A 23,152-nucleotide genomic window follows, 5' to 3' on the forward strand; every position below is an offset into this window, starting at 1 on the left:
AGGTGGAAATCCCCCTACAAAATAGACAAAAAGGAGTAAATTTTATTCAAAGATATTCCTTTTTTCAACTCTTTTTACGTTTTTAAAAAAATAGGTTGTTTTTCAGCAGCCTCGCCTTTCCTCCCGCCGGAGTCTACGTGTATTTCTTCCGCTAGAATAGTGGCCAATACAGAAGAACTCTAAAGATCACTGATATTATGATAAAACCATTCTTTAATCAGAAAAACACCACTAGCGAAGTATTCTGCTGGAGCGGGTTTGTAGGACTCTCGATTCAATAAGATTAAGAGAGAAAAACGTTTCAAAGTTACTTCGCTTTTTCTATCATCTAAGAATTAAGATCCAACCGTTAAAAAGTAACATCTTTAACTTCCTATCGTGTAATAGTTCGTATACCCAAGTCATTTCAATAGTTCAAGGACTTCCTCTGAGCTATTCGTTTTTAGCATTCTTTCATCCATATCAAATACTAGGTAAATTGGTAATTCTTCCTTATCTAAATTTTGGGTTTCTAATTTTGAGTGTGAAATTGAGTGATAAATAAATACTTGGTCTGTATTATCAAAATTTGTGGCTCGCATAATTTCAGTTGCTTTATCACTTTCATTAGATTCAAGTCCATCTAAACCCATAACTAAGTTATACTTCCCTTCTTCTGTTGATAGAAACTCATTTTTTTCAGCCTTTTCATTTACACAACCTATAAGAATAATTACGAATAATGATAATAATAGACTTGCCTTAACGATTTGATTAACTGTTGGAAAAATCATCTAATCCTCCTTAATCGGTTACCTTCTTCTTTAACATGCGTCGTAAATCTATTTATCTCCCTATTTCAATGCTAACATAGTATTCCACGTAAAGAAGCAACTGAAATTTAAACAACAGCCTTTTATTTTTTCCGAAAATAAAGATAGAATATAGGTAGGATATGTGAAGGGAAGTAGGTTATAAAATGAAACAGCCACATGTACATCAAATTTTAACGGGGAAGGTTAAACAATTAGGAAGTCCGACTGCTTCAACTCCAATGGAGAAATTGTGGGAAAGCGGTATGTTTAAAAAAGAATGGCAAGGTCGAATATGGCTAGGGGAAACAGGACTCCAGGGAGATGAGGTTGCCGATAAAAAGAATCATGGTGGTCTAGATAAGGCTGTGTTTGCGTACCCAATTAGCCATTACGAATACTGGAAAAACGATCTAGAAAACGATGCAATTGGAATTGGAGCAAATGGGGAGAATTTTGCTGTTGATCATATGGATGAATCAACGGTTTGTATTGGTGATACATATAAAATTGGGGATGCAGTTATTCAAGTTTCTCAGCCTAGACAGCCTTGCTGGAAGCCAGCACGCCGCTTTCGTGTAGTAGATTTTGCCTTGCGAATTCAAAAGACAGGTCGGACGGGATGGTACTTTCGCGTATTACAGGAAGGAGAAGTTGAATCTAATACAAGTCTCGTGTTAATAGATCGACCATTTCCGCAATGGACAATAAGTAAATGCAATGAAGTCATGCATGTTCATAAGGATGATTTACGCTTAACGGAAGAATTAGCGTCCTGTGAATTACTTGCAGACAGATTGAAAAAGACTCTGCAAAAACGTTTATCAGGTAAAAAATCATCTGTGGAAAAGCGGGTATTCGGTCCGAATAAGTAATGATTTTTGCCCCTTCTCCTACTGTAATCGATAACAATAGTAGAAGGGGCATTTCTTCATAATAATCATTCATCCTCTAACAGACGGACATTAATTCTATTCTTACGACTCGAATCAGAAATCAAGCGGTGAAGTTGAATATATACTAGGCCGTGTTTGTATGTTGCTTTGATTTTGTCAGAGCGTACTGGGAAAGGTAATGCAATGCTACGTTCGAAGGCTCCTTGTAAGATTTCCTCTTTCACAACAGTCCCGCCTCCATGAGCAATGTCTATAACTCCTCTTAGTTCTAATGTTGTGTAATCCACATAAATATCTATTTTCTCTAACTTGACTAATCCTGGTACATTTACAATACATAAGAGTTCATGTTCTGTTTGATAAACATTAACTTGGGGAATGTTAGGTTTAATGATACCTTCAAATTGATCCCAAAATTTCTCGCCGAAAAATTGATCCATGTTATTTTTCCAGTCATTCATTTGTTGAAATGGATCCATGTAAACACCTCTTTTTTTGTAGATGTTTGTATTTTATGCATAGTTTGAAGAATAGGTGATTAGCCTAGATGTAGAATGACATCCTTTCATAAGAAAGCAGTTTAAGGTATTCTAGATGAACAAGGATTTTAGGAGGTTTTAGTTTTGCTCAGTAATGCATTTGTCATGGTAGCCATCATATTCATTATTAATGTCGTCTACGTATCATTTCTTACCATTCGGATGATTTTAACATTAAAAGGTAAGAGGTATATTGCTGGTTTTGTCGGTATGTTTGAAATTGTCGTATACGTTGTTGGTCTGGGGCTAGTATTAGATAATCTAAATCAGATCCAAAATGTTGTTGCCTATGCGCTCGGGTATGGGATTGGTGTCATTGTGGGATCGATGATAGAAGAAAAACTTGCCCTTGGCTACATTACTGTTAATGTGATTTCTGGTAATCCAGATCTAAATTTCACACGGAGACTGAGAGAAAAGGGGTATGGTGTTACGAGCTGGTCTGCTTATGGAATGGACGGTGACCGTTTATCCATGCAAATTTTAACACCACGTAAATACGAATTGCGACTTTATGAAGAAATCCAATCCATTGATCCAAAAGCATTTATTATATCTTATGAACCGAAACAAATTCATGGAGGGTTCTGGGTAAAACAAGTTCGGAAAGGGAGATTATTACATCCAAGGAAAAAAAAGACTCCTGATGCAAAGGCTGCCCCACCTTCTGAAACACCCAATAATTTTCCTAGCTCAAAGCCCCCAAAATAAGCAGAGAAAACCCATTCTAAATCGATCGTAAACGGTTCCGTTGTTAAGTACAAAATAGAAAAAACATTATATTTAGCAGATGAAATAGCAGGACAATTATCCTGCTATTTTTTATTGATATAACAACTTTTTTGGAGTTTTAAGGTTTAAAATAGCACCACTTTTGTTTAACAGAACGACAATAGTTGTTGTCACAGCTTTAAATGGTATGCTAAAAGATGTGCTATTTTGTATGCTAAAACAGATGTTAAAAGATGTGCTAAAACTAATGAATTTTATCGAACCAAAAAACAAAAAAGCTCAAAAAGTTGATTGGATGATTTCCGAGCGTGTAAGGCATATGGTCAAATACTACGCTGAGTATTCGGAGTATAACGAAAGCGAGGTTGTAGATTTATTGCTTTCAAATATTATTGATGATGAAAAGTTCATTGATTGGGTGAAAAATAAACGTAATAATAAGCGAATCGTAAGGGATTTGGAATTAGAAAACATATTGGGAGAGGAAAACGTTGGGTAAATTAAAACGAATCGCACTAAAGGAAGATAACCTGGTATGCATTAAAATTCCTATTTCGACACAAGAATTAAATGAACGTAAAAAGCAGTATGATTTATTGCTGCCTAAAAAGTTCGCTTTCAAATTTAAAAGCTCGTTATTTGAGCCAATTGAGTTATATTGGAAAGGGCAAGGAAATTAAATTCAGTTCAATGTTTGTACAAATGAGATTGCTAACTTGATATTGAACGTGAATGATAACGCGGTAAATAGTTTCATTCAAATCATAAGACGCAGGTTGTCTATCTTAGAAAGACCGCTCACAACTGCGCGAAGAGATGTAAAGAGTTACATCTATTCAAATTTCAATCCTAAGTATGCACAAATGGCTTTAACAATTCTTAGGACGTACTACAATTCCTGTATGCCTTATAAAGGAAAATCACCCGCCCAACGTTTAGGATTGGTAGAAAAGCAATATACTTTGAAAGATATCATTTATTTACGGTAGATTGTTAAAAAAGCGCATGGATTTTACTTCATTTCCAAGCGCTTTACATTATTATTTATTTTTCTGTTGTTTAACTAATGCACACAATAGTTCATAACTGAAGTTTCACTTAAATAGGTTACTTTTTTATCTTTCTATAAATACAAAATGACGATCCCATAGCTTTTGGTAGAATCCTTGATATTTGCTTACTTGCCCAGAGTCTTCAATTTGGAAATCTGAATCACTGATCTCTGCTGAATACTCGCTAAACTCATTATCACTTTCTTCAAGTGTGAATTCTATTTCTAAAGACTCATTTTCATTTTCAAACTGAATCACAAGTTTATCATCTTTCAACTCATAAGTACCCTCTTCATACCCCATCGTATTTTTCACTATATTCCCATCTGAAAATTCTAATCTCATTAAAGGTTTATAGTTATCAGAAGGACTATTAGGTGATGACCACATTACACTAACATCGAACGTTTTTCCCGATAATTCGTCGCTGTTGCTACAAGCTGATAATAGAAGGATAGCTAAGAGCAATAGAAAAATTAACCGCTTTTTCATAATGTAACCCCCTTTCCAGTATATACGAGTGAGTACAGTAAAAAGTTTCAATGAACATAGATAATAAGATTGAATAAGGCTTCTTATAAACATTTTAACAAAAATCTAATTTTCCCTTAGTGAATCATCAATTATTATCAATTGGCATAATAAAAAGGTTCCGTCAAGTACTATGACGAAACCGATGTTAATCGTTAGTTTTTTTGGCTAATCTTTTCAACTTCAAAATGTGACCTATTTGATTCTCTTTTTTTAATGTAAATGCCATTTTGTACTCCATAACGGAACCGTTTAAAATCGATCGTAGGATAGGTTTTTGTGTGTTCGAATAACAAACCCTTATCTCCATGAATACATTACTTTAAATGTTCCATTGTAGGAAGGAGATACAAATGACGTATAATAACTATTTTCATGAAGATCATCATGCAACTAGTAGGGAACAATTCCCGCCCCAACATCAGCCTAGACAACCTGGGATAGAATCTTTAATGGTACCTCGACCGATCGTGGAAGACCTCGATTATAAAGGGTCTGGAAAGCTTACAGATAAAGTCGCCATCATTACTGGTGGTGATAGTGGGATTGGCGCGGCTGTTGCTATTGCATTTGCCAAAGAGGGAGCGGATATCGTTATTCCTTATTATTATGAATATGAGAATGAGGATGCCTATCGAACAAAGCAACGTATTGAAGAACTCGGTAGAAGATGTTTGTTAATTGTTGGTGATTTAAGAGATTCCGAGCATTGTAAACATGTTGTACAACAAACCATTCATTATTTTGGAAAGTTAAATATTTTGGTGAACAATCATGCTGTTCAATTTGTACAGGATAGCTTGCTAGACATCACAGATGAACAATGGGATGCTACATTCCAAACAAATATTTATGCGTTTTTTTACATGACGAAGGCTGCATTGCCATACTTATACGATAAGGATGTTATTATTAATACCGCATCCATTGTTGCATATGAAGGAAATGAAAAATTAATAGATTACAGTGCAACGAAAGGAGCAATTATTGGATTTACTCGATCGCTTTCACAAAATATTATTGGCGATGGGATTCGTGTGAATGCTGTAGCCCCAGGGCCAATATGGACTCCTCTTATTCCAGCCAGTTTTTCAGCAGAATTTGTAAGTGAGCGGTTCGGTAAAGACGTGCCAATGAAGCGTGCAGGTCAACCATATGAATTAGCACCTGCCTACGTTTACCTAGCCTCAAACGATTCTTCTTATGTATCTGGTCAAGTAATACACGTAAATGGAGGGAAGATGGTTAGTTCCTAAGTTAAAAACCGAACAATAACAAAAAATAAAATTAAAACGTTCGATATTTTATTGACATGATAACATGCTATTTGTTATGCTTAATGCGTCAAAATAATACGGTACCTCATATATTTCTTGGGATATGGCCTTGAAGTTTCTACCTAGCACCGTAAATGCTGGACTATGAGGGAAGATGAATCATTGTTAGAGGCAATGGTCTGTTTTTTAATGAGTTTTGAATTGGTCTATTCATCTTCTCTCAAATTTGAGGGAGACGAGTAGACTTTTTTAGTTTTTGATAGTTTCATAGAGGATGTTCAAAAAGTCCGGTAAAAATGACACATCGAATTTCTTCGTTGGCTTGTTTCTGCGCTGCTCATGTATCTATTGCATACATTCCGCTGCTCGAAACTACACTGCCTCGAACTTCTCGGTCCTTTTCATCCTCCTTTTTGGACACATTTTTAGGATAAACAACAGATATTGCCAAAGTATAAAAAATGCGATTCATTATAGAAAGAGGAGATAGAATGGCTTTAGTAGGTGTTATCATGGGGAGTATTTCAGATTGGGAAACGATGCAATACACATGTGAAATGTTAGATGAATTGCAAATCCCGTATGAAAAAGATGTTATTTCAGCACACCGAACACCAGATGAAATGTTTACCTATGCAAAGTCTGCTCGAGAGCGTGGACTTAAAGTTATTATTGCGGGTGCAGGTGGAGCTGCTCATTTACCTGGGATGGTTGCATCACAAACAACCTTACCAGTTATCGGTGTTCCAGTTCAAAGCAAGACACTTAATGGTTTGGATTCCCTGCTTTCCATCGTACAAATGCCAGGTGGGGTTCCAACAGCAACAGTTGCAATCGGTAAAGCAGGAGCTACCAATGCAGGAATTCTTGCTGCAGAAATGATAGGAGCTTTTGATGATTATGTAGCTGCCAAACTTGATACGTATCGCCATTCGATGCAAGAAAAAGTTGCGGAAATGAGGGAACAGCTTGCTAACAAATAATATCATCCTTCCACCACAGACTATTGGAATAATAGGAGGCGGACAGCTAGGGCGTATGATGGCGATTGCTGCCAAATACATGGGATACCAAGTTGCTGTATTGGATCCAACTCCGAATTGTCCGACAGCACAAGTATCAGATCAACAAATTATAGCTGCTTATGATGACATGAATGCGATTCAGCAATTATCGGAAATAAGTGATGTTATTACGTACGAATTTGAAAATGTTGATTTGAATGCAGCATTGTATTTAGAGGAGCAAGGTAAATTACCTCAAGGTGCTTACGCTTTAGAAGTAACACAGAATCGTGAAAAAGAAAAACAGTTGATGAAGGATTTACAACTACCAATTCCAGCATTTCATATCGTGCAACTTGAAAAAGAATGTGAGGAAGCTTTAAAAGGAATTACTTTTCCTGCTGTCATGAAAACATGCCGTGGTGGCTATGATGGGAAAGGGCAGTTGAAGCTTTATTCTAAGGAAGACATACAGGCTGCTACCAATTTTGTGAAACAGCATAAGTATTGCATATTGGAAGAGTGGATCACATTCGATAAAGAAATATCTGTCCTATTTACTCGGTCACAATCAGGAATGATTGAATTTTTCCCGATTGCAGAAAATGAACATAAGGACCATATTTTGTATCAAACAACTGCACCTGCAAATGTCACTGACGTGGTACAAAAGAAAGCATATGAATCAGCAAAAATGATAGCTGATAAAATGAATATTGTTGGAACGTTTGCCATTGAAATGTTCGTAAAGGGCGAGGAAATTTTCATTAATGAAATGGCACCACGCCCACATAATTCCGGTCATTACACAATTGAAGCGTGTAATATATCCCAATTTGCTCAGCATATCCGCGCGATTTGTGGTCTACCACTTATTCCTATTGAACAATTAAAGCCAGCAATGATGGTGAATATTTTGGGAGAGGATATGGATGATGTATTACAATCCATGACAAAAACTCCCCAAGGTTTTATCCACTTGTACGGAAAAGGTGAAGCGAAAGCAAAGCGGAAAATGGGGCATATTACGTATATCGGCAATACAACAGAACAACACATGAGACAGTTTGAGGAGGCCAAACAATGATAGAACGATACACCAGAGAAGAAATGGGATCAATTTGGACAGAGGAAAATAAATTTAAGGCATGGTTAGAAGTAGAAATTTTAGCATGTGAAGCATGGAGCGAGCTTGGAATTATTCCAAAAGAAGATGTAAAAAAACTACGCGAAAATGCTTCTTTTGATATCAATCGAATTTATGAGATTGAGCAACAAACCAGACATGATGTTGTTGCCTTTACGCGAGCGGTGTCAGAAACACTTGGGGAAGAAAGAAAATGGGTACATTACGGTCTAACTTCCACAGATGTCGTGGATACGGCACTATCTTACCTATTGAAGCAAGCCAATGATATTATCCGCAAAGATCTATTTAACTTCGTAGAGATCTTAAAAAACAAAGCAGTAGAACATAAACATACCGTGATGATGGGAAGAACACATGGTGTGCACGCTGAACCAACTACATTTGGGTTGAAAATGGCATTATGGTACGAGGAAATGAAGCGGAATGTCGAGCGTTTTGAGCTTGCTGCAGATAATGTCGAGTTCGGAAAGCTGTCTGGTGCGGTTGGTACATACGCGAATATCGATCCGTTTGTTGAACAATTTGTTTGTGGGAAATTAGGATTATCACCTGCGCCGGTATCTACTCAAACCTTACAACGTGATCGTCATGCGGCATATGTTTCTGCATTAGCTTTAATTGCAACATCCATTGAGAAATTCGCAACGGAAATTCGTAGCTTGCAAAAAACAGAAACTCGTGAGGTGGAGGAGTTTTTTGCAAAAGGACAAAAAGGATCTTCCGCTATGCCACATAAACGTAACCCGATTGGTTCTGAAAACATGACAGGGATGGCTAGGGTGATTCGCGGACACATGGTTACCGCTTTTGAAAATGTATCCCTTTGGCATGAGCGTGATATTTCTCATTCATCTGCAGAACGTGTCATTCTACCTGACGCTACGATTGCATTAAACTACATGCTCAATCGGTTCAGCAATATCGTGAAAAATCTAACGGTGTTTCCAGAAAATATGAAGCGTAATATTGATAAAACACATGGTGTTATTTTCTCACAACGCGTATTGCTTACATTAATTGATAAAGGTATGGCACGAGAAACGGCATATGATATTGTGCAACCAAAAGCGATGGAAGCATGGGAAACAGAGACCCATTTCAAGGAACTTGTGAATGCAGATGAACAGATTACATCTTTACTTACGGAAGATGAAATAAATGCTTGTTTTGACTACACATACCATTTAAAAAATGTCGATGCAATCTTTGATCGCATTGGCTTAAGCTGAGGTGACAGACATGAAGGCAGAGCTTTTGTATGAGGGAAAAGCTAAAAAAGTTTATCGTGCGGAAACAGCGACAAATCAACTCGTTTTATCCTATAAAAATGATGCAACTGCATTTAATGGAAAAAAGAAGGCAAACTTCACTGGAAAAGGGCGCTTGAATAACGAAATTTCAGCGCGGATTTTCCCATATTTACATGAAAATCGGATCAAGAGTCATTTTATCCAGAGATTGAATGAGACGGAACAGCTTGTCTATGAAACAAAAATTATTCCGCTAGAAGTAGTTATTCGAAATCTAGCAACTGGAAGTTTAGTAAAACGACTTGGAATTGCAGAGAAAACATCATTCAATCCTCCTTTAATCGAATTATTTTATAAAAATGATGATTTGGATGATCCATTAATTAATGATGATCATGCATTACTATTAACCGATGTAAGTTATGCAGAATTGAACGAGATAAAAGCAAAAGCGCTAGAAATAAACACTGCCTTACAAGAATTATTTCAATCTATCCATTTAGATTTAATAGATTTCAAGCTAGAATTTGGTCGCTTAGCAGATGGGACGATCGTATTATCAGATGAAATATCACCAGATACTTGCAGGTTGTGGGATAGTCATACGAAGGCAAAAATGGATAAGGATGTTTTTCGTCAAGGTATTGGCGATTTGATTGGTGTGTATGAAGAAATATTACAACGACTGGAGGCAAGATAGATTATGAGAAAAGTGACGGTTTTCATTACATTAAAGCAAGGTGTACTAGATCCACAAGGAAAAGCGATTCAAACATCATTACATTCCTTGGGATATCAAGAGGTCCAAGAAGCACGGGTAGGAAAGTATATGGAGCTACAAGTGGAAGATGGTCCTGATTTAGAAGCACGAGTGAAAGAAATGTGTGATAAATTGCTTGCGAATCCAGTAATTGAGGATTACCGCTTTGATGTAGAGGAGGCTGTTCGCTCGTGAAGTTTGCAGTCGTAGTTTTTCCAGGATCGAACTGTGACCGGGATATGTACCATGCAGTGAAGGATGTATTAGGGGAAGAAGCAGAGCTTGTTTGGTATGAAAATAGCAATCTAGCAGATTATGACGGGATTTTATTGCCTGGAGGGTTCTCCTATGGGGATTATTTACGCTCTGGGGCTGTTGCTGCCACTTCAAATGTCATGAATCAAATAAAAGAACATGCTGCACAGGGCAAACCTGTACTTGGCGTTTGTAATGGGTTTCAAGTTTTGACAGAGTCTGGTCTACTGCCAGGAGCATTAATGCGTAATGAGCGATTATCATTCATGTGCCATCAAGAGACCCTGATTGTTGAAAATAATGAGACATTCTTTACAACTAGTTTTACAAAAGGAGAAGCTGTTCGGTTTCCAATTGCACATGGAGAAGGGAATTACTTCTGTGATACCGATACATTAGCTGATCTCAAAGCGAATAACCAAATCGTATTTACCTACCAAAATAATCCGAACGGGTCTGTTGCGAATATTGCTGGTATCGTCAACAAAGAAGGCAATGTGCTTGGCATGATGCCACATCCAGAGCGTGCCGTAGAGTCATTACTTGGAAGTGATGATGGATTAAAGCTATTTAAGTCGATCGTCAGGAACTGGAGGGAATCCTATTATGTTGCAAACGCATGAAATTAGCCCAAAGCAAATAGAACAAGACAAACTCTATCAAGAGATGGGGCTAAGCGACCAGGAATATGACATGATCATCAAGATCTTAGGGCGTCGTCCGAATTTTACTGAGACAGGAATCTTTTCTGTCATGTGGTCGGAGCATTGTAGCTATAAAACATCGAAACCACTATTGAAAAAATTCCCAACAAAAGCACCACACGTTTTGCAAGGTCCTGGTGAAGGCGCTGGAATTATTGATATCGGTGATAATCAAGCAGTAGTTTTCAAGATTGAAAGCCATAATCATCCGTCTGCTGTGGAACCATATCAAGGTGCCGCAACTGGTGTCGGTGGTATTATTCGTGACGTATTTTCCATGGGGGCTAGACCTATTGCATTAATGAATTCATTACGATTCGGAAACTTAACGACGGACCGTGTGAAATATTTATTTACTGAAGTAGTAAATGGAATTGCTGGATATGGGAACTGTGTTGGTGTCCCAACTGTCGGTGGAGAAGTTCAATTTGATGATAGCTATGAAGATAATCCACTCGTGAATGCAATGTGTATTGGCTTAATCAATCATGACGAAATTCAAAAAGGTATTGCAGCAGGAATTGGCAATACAGTTCTTTATGCAGGTGCTCCAACAGGTCGTGATGGTATTCATGGGGCAACATTCGCTTCCGATGATCTAGCAGAGGATTCGGATAAAGATCGACCAGCGGTTCAAGTCGGTGATCCGTTTATGGAGAAATTATTGATTGAAGCGTGTCTAGAAGTAATTCATTCTGATGCATTAGTTGGCATGCAAGATATGGGAGCGGCAGGATTAACATCATCTGCGAGTGAAATGGCAAGTAAGGCCGGAACTGGTATGGAAATGAATTTAGACCTCGTCCCACAGCGTGAACAACATATGAACGCCTATGAGTTGATGCTTTCTGAATCACAAGAGCGTATGCTAATGGTTGTAAAAAAAGGCCGCGAGCAAGAGATTATCGATGTATTTGAAAAATATGGACTACAGGCAGTGGCTGTAGGGCATGTCGTAGAAGAAAAAGTATTCCGTTTAAAACAGCATGGTGAAGTACAAGCGGAAATTCCCGTTGATGCGTTAGCAGAGGAAGCACCAGTTTACCATTTACCTTCTGTGGAAGCAAGATACTTTAAAGAATTTCAAGCGATGGATGTAGCGGTTCCAGCTGTGGAGGATCATGGCGAAATGCTTAAGAAGCTACTGCAACAACCTACTATTGCAAGTAAGGAATGGGTTTATGACCAATACGATTCGATGGTACAAACAAATACCGTTGTTTCTCCAGGGTCGGATGCAGCAGTTGTCCGAATAAAAGGTGCTGATAAAGCGCTTGCGATTACAACGGATTGTAATTCCCGTTATATTTATCTAGATCCGGAAACAGGTGGAAAAATTGCAGTAGTGGAAGCGGCCCGCAATATCGTATGTTCTGGTGCACGTCCACTTGGTTTAACAGATGGTCTTAATTTTGGAAACCCAACAAATCCAGAAGTGTTCTGGCAAATGGAAAAAAGTGTGGAAGGTATGAGTACGGCTTGTAGGGAGCTTGATACACCTGTCATTAGTGGAAATGTTTCTTTGTATAATCAGTCAAAAGGAAAAGCAATTTTTCCAACACCGATTGTTGGTATGGTTGGTTTGCATGAATCATTAGACCATATTACACCTAGTTTCTTCCAACAGGCTGGTGATGTTATTTATCTTGTCGGTGATACGATAGCTGAATTTGGTGGTAGTGAATTACAAAATGTATTGGAAGGCAAATATACCGGAAAAGCACCATCAATTGATTTACAAGTAGAAGCAAAACGCCAAAAACAACTTCTGACTGCGATTCAGCAAGGTATGGTTGCTTCAGCACATGATCTTGCGGAAGGTGGGCTAGCAGTAGCGCTAGCAGAAAGTGTTTTTCATCCTAAAGGGCTTGGATTAGAAGTAGATCTAGCAGGCGATTTAACAGTTGCCCTATTTAGTGAGACTCAATCTCGTTTTCTCGTATCTATTAATCCAGAAAATAAAGAGCAGTTTGAAGCAGTAGTGGAAGATGCCAATCCAATTGGCATAGTAACTGCAGATGGACGTTTAACGGTTAAATCGGAAGGATCAGAGATTTTGGGAGAAGAAGTTGAGAACTTACGTGAACTTTGGAAAGGGGCTATCCCATGCTTGCTGAAATAAGGGGCTTAAATGAAGAATGTGGTGTGTTTGGTATTTGGGGTCATGAAAAGGCAGCAGAAATTACGTACTACGGTCTTCACGCTCTCCAACATCGTGGGCAAGAAGGTGCTGGTGTTGTTACAACTGATGGTGAAAGCCTGAAGCTCCATAAAGAGCAAGGCCTTGTCAATGATGTGTTTAAGGGAGTAGATTTCTCTCAGCTCAGTGGTCATGCTGCTATCGGGCATGTACGCTATGCAACGCAAGGCGACCGAACAATTGATAATGTTCAACCGCTATTGTTTCGTTCGCAGAAAGGAAGCATGGCATTAGCTCATAATGGGAATATCATGAACGCATACAAGCTGCGTGGTGAATTGGAAAGTGCAGGCAGTATATTACAAACCTCTTCCGATACGGAAGTATTAGCCCATTTAATTAAAAGGAACGGAAAAATGAAAACGGAAGACGCATTAATTGATGCACTATCCAATCTTGTCGGAGCATATGCATTTATTTTATTAGAAGAAAACAAGATGTATGTTGCTCTTGATCCAAGAGGGCTAAGACCGTTATCGATTGGTAGATTAGGAGACGCTTATGTAGTTGCTTCTGAAACATGTGCATTTGATATTATTGGAGCTACTTATGTACGAGAGGTTAAACCTGGCGAGTTAATTACGATTAGTGATGCAGGAATGGAATCCATTCGATTTGCGGAACAAGAACAACGAAAGCTTTGTGCAATGGAATATGTATATTTTTCCCGTCCGGACAGTGATTTAAATGAAGTAAATGTTCATGCATCACGAAAACGAATGGGGATTGAATTAGCAAAAGAATCTCCCGTAGAAGCGGATATTGTTACAGGTGTACCTGATTCTAGTATTTCAGCAGCAATCGGCTATGCAGAACAAAGTGGCATTCCGTATGAAATAGGAATGATAAAAAATAGATATACAGGGAGAACGTTTATTCAACCATCCCAGGAATTGCGGGAACAAGGTGTAAAGATGAAGCTATCTCCGGTAAGGGGAATTGTAGAGGGTAAACGGGTAATCATGATCGATGATTCAATTGTAAGAGGAACAACGAGCAAGCGAATTGTGCGGATGTTAAAGGAAGCAGGAGCAACGGAAGTACATGTACGAATTGCTTCACCGGCTATAAAGAATCCATGCTACTACGGTATTGATATGTCTACCAAGCAAGAATTGATAGCTGCAAATTATTCGATTAATGGAATTTGTGAATTAATTGGTGCGGATAGTGTGGCCTATTTATCTGCAGAAGGATTGGAAAACGCTATCGTTAAGGATGATACGATTGATCAGGGAATCTGTATGGCATGTATGACAGGGGAGTATCCAGTAATAGAGAAGAACCAAAAGGAAATTGCATATACAAGATGTTAAAAGGGGGAGGTGTCAACATGGCGAACGTGTATAAAGAAGCTGGCGTAGATGTAGAAAAAGGCTATGAGGCAGTAGAACGAATGAAAAAGCATATCGCTAAAACAGGACGATCCGAGGTATTAGGCGGGATTGGTGCTTTTGCTGGATTATTCGAGTTAACATCTTTCTCATATAAGGAACCTGTATTGGTTTCTGGGACTGACGGTGTCGGAACGAAACTAAAGCTAGGCTTTCAAATGGATAAACACGATACGGTTGGCGTTGATCTTGTTGCCATGTGTGTCAACGATATCGTTGCCCAAGGAGCGCAAGCCTTGTTTTTTCTAGATTACATTGCATGTGGAAAAAATGATCCAGCGATGATCGAACAAATTGTCGCAGGCATTACGGATGGCTGTGTGGAAGCTGGTGCAGCTTTAATTGGTGGAGAAACAGCAGAAATGCCGGGAATGTATGGAGATAATGAGTATGATCTTGCTGGATTTGTCGTTGGAATTGCAGAAAAAGAGAAGCTTGTATCCGGTGAAGCTATTCAAGCAGGTGATGTAGTGATTGGTTTGCCTTCAAGCGGAATTCATTCCAACGGTTATTCGTTAGTACGCAAGCTAGTGGAAGGATTAGATTTGAAAACTACCTATGACGGCTTATCAAACTCGTTAGGTGAGGTCTTGCTTACACCAACAAAGATTTATGCAAAGCCTGTTAAAGCGGTTCTCGAACAAGTAACGGTAAAAGGTATTTCCCATATTACCGGTGGAGGGTTTTATGAAAATATTCCAAGAATGTTACCAGGTAGTTTAGGAGTGTCATTTGATCGTAATGCATGGGATGTTCCTGAGATCTTCTCGTTTTTACAAGCGAGAGGAAGTATTGCAGAAGAGGAAATGTACGGAGTATTTAATATGGGAATTGGAATGACACTTGTAGTAGAAGAAAGGGATGCCGAAAAAGCTATTTCAATTTTACGGGATGCAGGTGAAAATGCAACTATTATCGGTAATGTTGTCGCAAATGAAGGAGTGCATTTTCAATCATGAGTAAAGTAAAGGCTGCTGTATTTGCATCAGGGACTGGGAGTAATTTTCAAGCAATCATGAAAACGGAAAATTTGTCCTGTGAGATTGTACTTCTTGTCTGTGACAAACCTGGAGCAAGCGTGATTGAAAAAGCGGATAGGTTAGGTATCCCAACATTTGTATTCAACCCGAAGGAATATGACACAAAGCAAGTTTATGAAACAAAGCTATTAGAAGTTTTGGCAGAAGCTGGAGTTACATGGATCTTTTTAGCGGGTTACATGCGACTTGTCGGACCAACGCTTTTAGAAAGTTTCAAGGAAAAAATTGTGAATATTCATCCTTCGCTATTGCCGGTTTTTCCTGGCAAGGATGCGATTGGGCAGGCTTTTCAGGCAGGAGTCCGGACTACTGGTGTTACGGTTCATTATATCGATGAGGGAATGGACACAGGCCCGATTATTGCACAGGAAGAAGTAGAAGTTTTACCAGAAGATACGGAACAGACATTGAAAGAACGAATTCAGGAAGTTGAACATCGGTTGTATCCAGCTGTGATAAATACGATTTTACGGTAATTTTGGTAAATGCTGAATTTCACCTAAAAAACATACAAAATTATACCAAGTGAGGAGTCTTTCCATGAATAAACGAGCACTGATCAGTGTTTCAGATAAACAGAATATCGTAGAATTTGCCCAAGGTCTTGTGAAACTCGATTTTGAGGTGGTTTCCACTGGTGGAACCCTCCGAGTTTTACAAGAAGCCGGTGTTCCGGCGGTGTCTATTGATACCATTACAGGGTTTCCAGAGATATTGGATGGTCGTGTAAAAACATTGCATCCATTTGTTCATGCGGGATTACTAGCAAAACGTGGCAACGAAAATCACAGGCAGCAACTCGAAGATAATAATATTTCCCCAATAGATGTCGTCGTTGTAAATTTGTATCCATTTAAAGAGACGTTACGTAAACAAGATGTTACACATGAAGAAATAATTGAAAACATCGATATTGGTGGACCGACTATGTTACGCGCAGCAGCAAAGAACTATGCTGATGTGACTGTTGTTGTAGATCCAACCGATTATCCAGAGATTCTTGATTCACTTCGCTCAGGTGATCTTGACTACACCAAACGGCAACAATTGGCTGCTAAAGTGTTCCGTCATACGGCTCATTATGATGCGATGATCGCTACCTATTTTACGGAACAAACAGAAGAGGATTTCCCAGAAAACTATACAGCTACGTATGAAAAGGTGCAAACACTTCGATATGGAGAAAACCCACATCAGCAAGCAGCATTCTACAAGAATCCACTTGAAAAAGGTGGGAGCTTAGCAACTGCAAAGCAGTTACATGGAAAAGAGCTTTCCTATAATAATATTCAAGATGCAAATGCAGCTTTAGAAATATTATCAGAATATAGGCAGCCCGCCGCAGTTGCAGTGAAGCATATGAATCCTTGTGGAATCGGGGTTAGAGAATCTATTTTTGAAGCTTTTCAAACAGCATATGATGCAGATCCAGTCTCTATCTTTGGCGGAATTGTTGCGCTGAATAGAGAAGTAGATGCAACTACTGCGGAAAAGCTGAGTGAAATATTTTTAGAGATAGTAATTGCTCCAAGTTTTTCAGAAAAGGCATTAGAAATATTAACAAAGAAGAAAAATATTCGGTTGCTGGAATTAACTTTGGAAGATAACAAAATCACAAATAAGGTAACAACTGTCGGTGGAGGCGTATTAATCCAACATAGTGATGATGGAAGCGTTGATGAAAGTCAATTAACTATAGCAACGAAACGTACACCTTCTGAACAGGAATTAGAAGACTTACTGTTTGCTTGGAAGGCGGTAAAGCATGTGAAATCCAATGCAATCGTTTTGGCGAAAGATAAGCAAACGATAGGAGTTGGAGCAGGTCAGATGAACAGGGTTGGTGCCGCAAAGATTGCTATCGAACAGGCGGGAGAAAAAACAGCACAAGCTGTCATGGCTTCTGATGCATTTTTCCCAATGCCAGACACGGTGGAAGCTGCAGCAAAGGCCGGAGTAACGGCTATCATCCAACCTGGTGGCTCCAAACGTGACCAAGACTCTATCGAAATGTGTGATTCGTACGGAATTGCAATGGTATTTACGGGAATGCGTCATTTCAAACATTAATAAGGGGGACTTCCAATGAACGTATTAGTTATTGGCCGTGGAGGACGCGAGCATAGCATGATTAGGAAACTAGCAGAAAATAATCAAGTAGATCGTCTGTATGTTGCCCCTGGAAATGGCGGGATGGAGAACGATGCAACGTGCGTCCCTATCCAAGAAACGGACGTTGATCGTTTGATTGATTTCGTAAAGGAAAACGCAGTCGATTTTACTATTGTAGGACCGGAAAACCCATTATTGTTAGGGATAGCTAATCGATTCCATGAGGAGAAACTAGCTATCTTTGCTCCGACGAAAGAAGCGGCATTAATTGAAGGTAGTAAAAGTTTTTCCAAAGCCTTTATGAAAAGGCATCACATACCTACTGCCGATTATGAAATCTTTTCGGATGTAGCGAAAGCAAAACAATATATTGATGAAAAAGGTGCACCGATTGTAATTAAAGCAGACGGACTTGCAGCAGGAAAAGGTGTAATCGTTGCTGAAACAAAAGATGAAGCACATCGTGCAATTGATGATATGCTAGTATCCAAAAGCTTTGCAGATGCGGGTGCGACGGTAGTTATCGAGGAATATTTACAAGGTAGAGAATTTTCCTTGATGGCTTTCGTTCATGGGGGAAATGTGTACCCAATGCTGCCAGCAAGGGACCATAAGCGTGCTTTTGACAATGATGAGGGACCTAACACAGGTGGAATGGGTGCGTATGCTCCAGTAACTGATATTACGGAAGCCATGATCGTAAATGCTACAAAAGACATTTTACAAAAAGCTGCTGATGGATTAGTAGAAGAGGGACGCAGTTTTACGGGCATATTGTATGCTGGCTTGATGATGACGGCTTCCGGTCCAAAGGTGATTGAATTTAATGCTCGGTTTGGGGACCCAGAAACACAAGTAGTACTGCCTTTATTAAAAAATGATCTCCTACAAGTGATGATGGATGTAGCTAATGGGCAAAACCCCAACCTAACATGGGAAACGAAATCATGCTTTGGAGTTGTTCTCGCATCAAAAGGATACCCGGGAGTTTACGAAAAAAATATTCCAGTTCCAAAAATGGAAGCAGACGATACATTTACCATTTATGCAGGGGTAAAGAAGGTAGATTCGGGGTACGTTTCTGATGGTGGTCGAGTGTTGCTGGTAGGTGCAAAAGCTAATACGTTAACCCAAGCATCGGAATCCGTCTATCGTACAATATTATCATCTATGGATACGTCTGAATTCATTTATCGAAAGGATATCGGGAAAACCCAGGAAAAGACTGGGACAAAAGTGTTTTAGTCAAAGAGAAATCCAAACTATGATTCAATTCTTTAATTAGAATTCGAATTAGTTTGGATTTTTCTATTGGGTTGTTTTCTTACTTTGTTGCTAATTAGATTAAATATAAATTGAGAAGTAACTTTAAATGAAAAAAGTGGTGAAATCTGAGATTGAATTTACTGCACCAAATCTCGCTCCAGAAATACACTTCGCTTTCCGCGGGCGGCTGGTGAGCCTCCTCAAACTCCGTTCTGCGGGGTCTCACCTATGCCTTTCCTCCCGCAGGAGTCTACGTGTATTTCTTCCGCTAGAATAGTGGATTACAACTTCATTACAATTATTGGTTAGAAGAACTCTTTGAATGTTGATAGCATGGGGTTACTACCAGTCCATAACCAGATTACTACCATCAGCGTAGGCAGAATACGTAGACTCCTGCGGGAACAGCACGTGTCCGAAGACCCCTCAAGAAGTGGTTTTCTTCTGAGGAGGCTGAGGCCGTGCCCGCGGAAAGCGAAGTATTCTGCCGGAGCGGTTGTATAGCAATCCCTTCGAAATGTGTGAAAGAAAGTAAATCCAAGCGAAAGTTACTGCACATTTTACATCAACTAAGAATGAATGTCTTACCGTGGAAAAAGTAACCTTCTAAACCTTATCGAAAATCGTTCATCTTTAGAGTCGAAGGGTTTAGTTATGTCCCAGCCACTTGTTCCTTATTGTCATAAAATCTTCACTTTATTTAATAAAAACTTTACAGTGCTAAAGTATAAAATGTGATACAATTGAGAAAATGATTTACTGGAGAGTTGCCCTATGTTAGCAAATGGACAATGGAGAAATTACGAACTGAGAAAACATGTAAAAGTAGTAGATGGGTTGATTGCCCCGACGCTGTTATTAAAAAACGCTACCTATTTGAATGTATTTACTAAACAATGGTTAACGGCGAATATATGGGTTTATCAAGATCGAATTGTCTATGTTGGGGAAAAATTACCGAAGTATGACACAGAAACAGAAGTAGTTGACTGTGAAGGAAAATATCTTGTTCCTGGTTATATGGAGCCGCATGCCCATCCATTTCAATTATATAATCCAGAAGAATTAGCAAACCATGCTGCCACGTTTGGAACGACGACGTTAATCAACGATAATTTAACATGGCTTTTTTTATTAGAAAAAAAGAAAGCGTTTTCTATAATTGAAGATTTTAATAAACATCCTGTTTCCATGTATTGGTGGTCGCGTTATGATCCCCAAACAGCTTTAAAAGATGATGATGAATTTTTTAATACAGGGGATGTGTTGGATTGGTTATCTCACCCTTCTGTCGTGCAAGGTGGGGAGCTAACTTCATGGCCGAGCCTACTTGACGGGGATGATCGCTTACTATATTGGATTCAAGAGACGAAACAACGTGGGAAGCCTGTTGAAGGACATCTGCCAGGAGCATCGGAAAATACGTTAACGAAAATGAAGCTTCTAGGAGTGAGTGCGGACCATGAATCGATTTCTGGAACTGATGTTATCCAGCGCTTGCAGCTCGGTTATCAAGTAGGATTACGGTATTCATCTATTCGACCAGATTTGCCACAACTACTGGATGAATTATTAGAAGCCAATATTACATGCTATGACAACTTAACGATGACAACGGATGGAGGAACACCTGGATTTTTCGAAAAGGGCTTAATGAATGTATGTATTGATATTGCCATTCAAAAAGGTGTTCCCATCATCGAGGCGTATCGTATGGCGTCCTATAATGTTGCAAAGCATTTTCGATTAGATGAGCAATTAGGAAGTATAGCACCTGGTAGATTGGCAAACATTAATATATTACAGAAACCAGATCATCCGCATCCAGAAAGTGTTTTAGCCAAAGGGAAATGGATCGTAAAAGAAGGTGTAGAGAAAGAGGTTCCTTCTATTATGGATTGGGAATCATACGAGATTAAACCACTTACATTTGACTGGGAAATGACATCGAGTGATTTGCAATTTTCCATTCCTATTGGACTAGATATGGTGAACGATGTGATCATGAAACCATATGCTATTGAAACAGATATTACCCTAGATGTTTTACCAACGACAAGGGAAGATGCTTTTTTAATGTTACTTGATCGAAATGGAGAATGGCGTGTTAATACAACATTGAGAGGGTTCACCAATCAATTAGGAGGTCTTGCTAGCTCTTTTTCCCAAACAGGAGACATTGTTTTTGTCGGAAAAAGTAAGCATGACTTGTTACTAGCCTGGAAAAGATTGAAAGAACTTGGAGGGGGAATTGTCCTCGTTCATCAAGGAGAGGTGTTACTAGAAATCCCACTTACACTTAGCGGTAAAATGTTTGACGGCTCCATGAATGAATTAATTCGTAAGGAAACACAGTTGAAAAATGTTCTCCATCAATTTGGTTATCGCTATCGTGATCCAATCTATAGCATATTGTTTTTATCTTCAACCCATCTACCATATACTAGAATTACACAAGAAGGAATAATAGATGTAAAGAAACGAGAAGTACTCTTCCCAGCTACAATGCGTTCGCATATAATAGAAGGATAAATAATTATGGGAAGGGTTAAGTACCTCTTAACCTTCCTTACTAGAATCTAATAAAGGTGTTGGGAGAAATTGAGAAAGTTATTGTTTATGTTGCTCTTTAGTATATTGCTTGTAGCTTGTTCAGAAGATGTTGAGCAAGCAAAAGAAAATGACGAAGAAAATATGGAGGAAGAACCGGAAGAGGAACCAGTTGAGGAAGAAGAGCCAGAAGAAACTGAATTTGAACATGTTTACCCATTAACAGGAATCGGTACAAATGAAGATATTGATAATCGAGTTGTTGGTGTTATGGTAAATAACCATTCAAAAGCTAGGCCACAAACTGGATTATCACAAGCAGATATTGTCTTTGAAATTTTAGCAGAAGGATCTATAACTCGTTTCTTAGCTCTATTCCATAGTGAACAACCAGAAGTAGTTGGACCTGTTCGAAGTGCACGTGAATATTACTTTGATTTAGCTAATCGCTACGGTGCTTTATATGTGTACCACGGTGCAGCGAAGTTTGTTGATGAAATGATCGTCAATCGTGGCATTAACTTTTTAAATGGTTCCATTTATGATAATGATGGTCACTTATTCAAGCGAGAGGATTTTCGGGTAGCGCCACATAATTCTTATTTACTGTTTAACTCCGTTTACGAAGTAGCAGAAGAAAAGGGGTATGATGTAACAGGAGATTATGATTCCTTACCGTTTCTAAGTGAAGAGGAAGTATCGGAGATTTCCGGTGAAGCTGCAGGTCATGTTGCTATCACTTACTACACCAATCCAATGAATCTGGTGGAGTACGAATACGATCCTGTAACAGAAAAATATTCACGCTATAATGATCATGAACAGACAGTTGAATTAGAAACAGAAGAACCAATTCAATTAGATAATATATTTATTGTAGAAACACCTCATGAAGTAATTGATGATGCTGGACGACGCGAAGTTGATTTACAATCGGGTGGTAATGCATATTTACTTCAAAAAGGGAAAATACAGCAAGTAGAATGGGAAAATAGAGATGGGAAACTGATACCTGTTAAAGATGGTGAACCAATTGGCTTTGTTCCAGGTAAAACATGGGTTAATGTGGTACCAACTAATCCAGGTATGAACCAATCAGTTATTATAACGAATGATTAGGGAGCAGGAGGATTAGTATGCAAATTGATAAATTACGGGGAAAACAGTTAGACCAATTATTTGATGCCATACTCTCATTAAAAGATCGCGAAGAATGCTACCGTTTTTTTGATGACATTGCAACGATGGGAGAGATTCAATCACTGTCTCAACGATTACATGTTGCGAAAATGTTAACCGAAGGCTATACGTATAGTGTGATTGAAAAAGAAACAAAAGCATCAACGGCAACAATATCACGAGTAAGAAGATGTATCAATTATGGTAGTGATGGATATAAAAGTGTTCTGGAGAGAATGTCGGATACAGAAGTAAAATAATTTTAAGCCGCCTCCTGTTTGTTGGTGGCGGTTTTTCTTATATATAAAATATGCGAATATCAGAAATAGCAGGATGAACATCAGTTTCTAATCAAGACATCGGACACATAAGTGAGAACATCGGACACATAAGCGAGAACATCGGACACATAAGCGAGAACATCGGACGCATAAGCGAGAACATCGGACACAAGAGCGGAAATATCGGAC

The 23,152-nt window shown here is 38.8% G+C and carries 23 protein-coding genes, 1 pseudogene and 1 riboswitch; of the genes and pseudogenes, 21 read left to right on the forward strand and 3 right to left on the reverse strand.

Translation table 11 applies throughout. The features are described from left to right. Nucleotides 1–401: 401 nt before the first annotated feature. On the reverse strand, nt 402–773 hold the full coding sequence (locus tag ACFSTA_RS15960) for a hypothetical protein (protein WP_377557815.1): 372 nt from the start codon (nt 771–773) through the stop codon (nt 402–404). Between the two features lie 185 nt (nt 774–958). Between ACFSTA_RS15960 and ACFSTA_RS15965 the strand changes: the two genes are divergently transcribed. Next, nucleotides 959–1,666 (forward strand): MOSC domain-containing protein, encoded by a 708-nt coding sequence (locus ACFSTA_RS15965; RefSeq protein WP_377557816.1) that lies wholly within the window; start codon nt 959–961, stop codon nt 1,664–1,666. Nucleotides 1,667–1,731: 65 nt separating this feature from the next. Here the strand turns inward: ACFSTA_RS15965 and ACFSTA_RS15970 are convergent, their stop codons facing one another. Then, nucleotides 1,732–2,166, reverse strand: a complete 435-nt coding sequence (locus tag ACFSTA_RS15970) for an Hsp20/alpha crystallin family protein (protein ID WP_377557818.1) — start codon at nt 2,164–2,166, stop codon at nt 1,732–1,734. Between the two features lie 144 nt (nt 2,167–2,310). On the opposite strand from ACFSTA_RS15970, the gene ACFSTA_RS15975 reads away from it, so the two are divergent. From ACFSTA_RS15975 to ACFSTA_RS15990, 4 genes and pseudogenes are all read left to right on the forward strand, one after another. Then, nucleotides 2,311–2,937 (forward strand): DUF2179 domain-containing protein, encoded by a 627-nt coding sequence (locus ACFSTA_RS15975; RefSeq protein ID WP_377557819.1) that lies wholly within the window; start codon nt 2,311–2,313, stop codon nt 2,935–2,937. A gap of 163 nt (nt 2,938–3,100) precedes the next feature. Then, the gene (locus ACFSTA_RS15980; protein ID WP_377557820.1) at nt 3,101–3,457 is read left to right on the forward strand and encodes a hypothetical protein; all 357 of its coding nucleotides are present in this window, start codon (nt 3,101–3,103) and stop codon (nt 3,455–3,457) included. Next, complete coding sequence (locus ACFSTA_RS15985; RefSeq protein ID WP_377557821.1) at nt 3,450–3,638, forward strand: hypothetical protein; 189 nt, start codon at nt 3,450–3,452, stop codon at nt 3,636–3,638. The genes ACFSTA_RS15980 and ACFSTA_RS15985 overlap by 8 nt, the downstream gene beginning before the upstream one ends. Before the next feature lie 21 nt (nt 3,639–3,659). Then, nucleotides 3,660–3,947, forward strand: a pseudogene (locus ACFSTA_RS15990) (insertion element protein); the annotation flags it as partial. A gap of 126 nt (nt 3,948–4,073) precedes the next feature. On the opposite strand, the gene ACFSTA_RS15995 reads toward ACFSTA_RS15990, so the two are convergent. After that, nucleotides 4,074–4,502 (reverse strand): hypothetical protein, encoded by a 429-nt coding sequence (locus ACFSTA_RS15995; protein ID WP_377557822.1) that lies wholly within the window; start codon nt 4,500–4,502, stop codon nt 4,074–4,076. Between the two features lie 392 nt (nt 4,503–4,894). Between ACFSTA_RS15995 and ACFSTA_RS16000 the strand changes: the two genes are divergently transcribed. From ACFSTA_RS16000 to ACFSTA_RS16075, 16 genes are all read left to right on the forward strand, one after another. Continuing rightward, nucleotides 4,895–5,797, forward strand: a complete 903-nt coding sequence (locus ACFSTA_RS16000) for an SDR family oxidoreductase (protein WP_377557823.1) — start codon at nt 4,895–4,897, stop codon at nt 5,795–5,797. Nucleotides 5,798–5,883: 86 nt separating this feature from the next. After that, nucleotides 5,884–5,983: riboswitch (purine riboswitch) on the forward strand. A gap of 326 nt (nt 5,984–6,309) precedes the next feature. Then, nucleotides 6,310–6,801 (forward strand): 5-(carboxyamino)imidazole ribonucleotide mutase, encoded by a 492-nt coding sequence (gene purE / locus ACFSTA_RS16005; protein ID WP_377557825.1) that lies wholly within the window; start codon nt 6,310–6,312, stop codon nt 6,799–6,801. After that, nucleotides 6,788–7,909, forward strand: a complete 1,122-nt coding sequence (gene purK, locus ACFSTA_RS16010; protein WP_377557826.1) for a 5-(carboxyamino)imidazole ribonucleotide synthase — start codon at nt 6,788–6,790, stop codon at nt 7,907–7,909. The genes purE and purK overlap by 14 nt, the downstream gene beginning before the upstream one ends. Next, nucleotides 7,906–9,201 carry an adenylosuccinate lyase gene (gene purB, locus ACFSTA_RS16015; RefSeq protein WP_377557827.1) on the forward strand — a complete coding sequence of 432 codons (1,296 nt, stop codon included), beginning with the start codon at nt 7,906–7,908 and terminating at the stop codon, nt 9,199–9,201. The genes purK and purB overlap by 4 nt, the downstream gene beginning before the upstream one ends. Nucleotides 9,202–9,211: 10 nt before the next feature. Next, the gene (gene purC / locus ACFSTA_RS16020; RefSeq protein ID WP_377557829.1) at nt 9,212–9,922 is read left to right on the forward strand and encodes a phosphoribosylaminoimidazolesuccinocarboxamide synthase; all 711 of its coding nucleotides are present in this window, start codon (nt 9,212–9,214) and stop codon (nt 9,920–9,922) included. Between the two features lie 3 nt (nt 9,923–9,925). Further along, complete coding sequence (purS, locus tag ACFSTA_RS16025; protein ID WP_377557831.1) at nt 9,926–10,177, forward strand: phosphoribosylformylglycinamidine synthase subunit PurS; 252 nt, start codon at nt 9,926–9,928, stop codon at nt 10,175–10,177. After that, the gene (purQ, locus tag ACFSTA_RS16030) at nt 10,174–10,860 is read left to right on the forward strand and encodes a phosphoribosylformylglycinamidine synthase subunit PurQ (RefSeq protein WP_377557833.1); all 687 of its coding nucleotides are present in this window, start codon (nt 10,174–10,176) and stop codon (nt 10,858–10,860) included. Before purS ends, purQ begins: the two co-directional genes overlap by 4 nt. Then, on the forward strand, nt 10,844–13,063 hold the full coding sequence (gene purL, locus ACFSTA_RS16035) for a phosphoribosylformylglycinamidine synthase subunit PurL (protein WP_377557835.1): 2,220 nt from the start codon (nt 10,844–10,846) through the stop codon (nt 13,061–13,063). The genes purQ and purL overlap by 17 nt, the downstream gene beginning before the upstream one ends. Continuing rightward, nucleotides 13,048–14,457: an amidophosphoribosyltransferase gene (purF, locus tag ACFSTA_RS16040; RefSeq protein ID WP_377557837.1), complete on the forward strand. Its 1,410-nt coding sequence runs from the start codon at nt 13,048–13,050 to the stop codon at nt 14,455–14,457. Before purL ends, purF begins: the two co-directional genes overlap by 16 nt. A 17-nt stretch (nt 14,458–14,474) precedes the next feature. After that, nucleotides 14,475–15,494, forward strand: a complete 1,020-nt coding sequence (gene purM / locus ACFSTA_RS16045) for a phosphoribosylformylglycinamidine cyclo-ligase (RefSeq protein WP_377557839.1) — start codon at nt 14,475–14,477, stop codon at nt 15,492–15,494. Then, nucleotides 15,491–16,051: a phosphoribosylglycinamide formyltransferase gene (gene purN, locus ACFSTA_RS16050; protein WP_377557840.1), complete on the forward strand. Its 561-nt coding sequence runs from the start codon at nt 15,491–15,493 to the stop codon at nt 16,049–16,051. Before purM ends, purN begins: the two co-directional genes overlap by 4 nt. Before the next feature lie 64 nt (nt 16,052–16,115). Further along, nucleotides 16,116–17,645 carry a bifunctional phosphoribosylaminoimidazolecarboxamide formyltransferase/IMP cyclohydrolase gene (gene purH / locus ACFSTA_RS16055; protein WP_377557841.1) on the forward strand — a complete coding sequence of 510 codons (1,530 nt, stop codon included), beginning with the start codon at nt 16,116–16,118 and terminating at the stop codon, nt 17,643–17,645. 15 nt (nt 17,646–17,660) lie between these two features. Continuing rightward, nucleotides 17,661–18,932, forward strand: coding sequence for a phosphoribosylamine--glycine ligase (gene purD, locus ACFSTA_RS16060; RefSeq protein ID WP_377557842.1), 1,272 nt, complete (start codon nt 17,661–17,663; stop codon nt 18,930–18,932). 795 nt (nt 18,933–19,727) lie between these two features. After that, complete coding sequence (locus ACFSTA_RS16065; protein ID WP_377557843.1) at nt 19,728–21,485, forward strand: adenine deaminase C-terminal domain-containing protein; 1,758 nt, start codon at nt 19,728–19,730, stop codon at nt 21,483–21,485. Nucleotides 21,486–21,554: 69 nt separating this feature from the next. Beyond that, nucleotides 21,555–22,622 (forward strand): DUF3048 domain-containing protein, encoded by a 1,068-nt coding sequence (locus ACFSTA_RS16070; RefSeq protein ID WP_377557844.1) that lies wholly within the window; start codon nt 21,555–21,557, stop codon nt 22,620–22,622. A 17-nt stretch (nt 22,623–22,639) separates the two neighbouring features. Further along, nucleotides 22,640–22,942, forward strand: a complete 303-nt coding sequence (locus tag ACFSTA_RS16075) for a YerC/YecD family TrpR-related protein (RefSeq protein WP_377557845.1) — start codon at nt 22,640–22,642, stop codon at nt 22,940–22,942. Nucleotides 22,943–23,152 lie beyond the last annotated feature (210 nt).

Origin of the sequence: Ornithinibacillus salinisoli, from assembly GCF_042684965.1 — a bacterium.
Taxonomy (GTDB): Bacteria; Bacillota; Bacilli; order Bacillales; family Amphibacillaceae; genus Ornithinibacillus; species Ornithinibacillus salinisoli.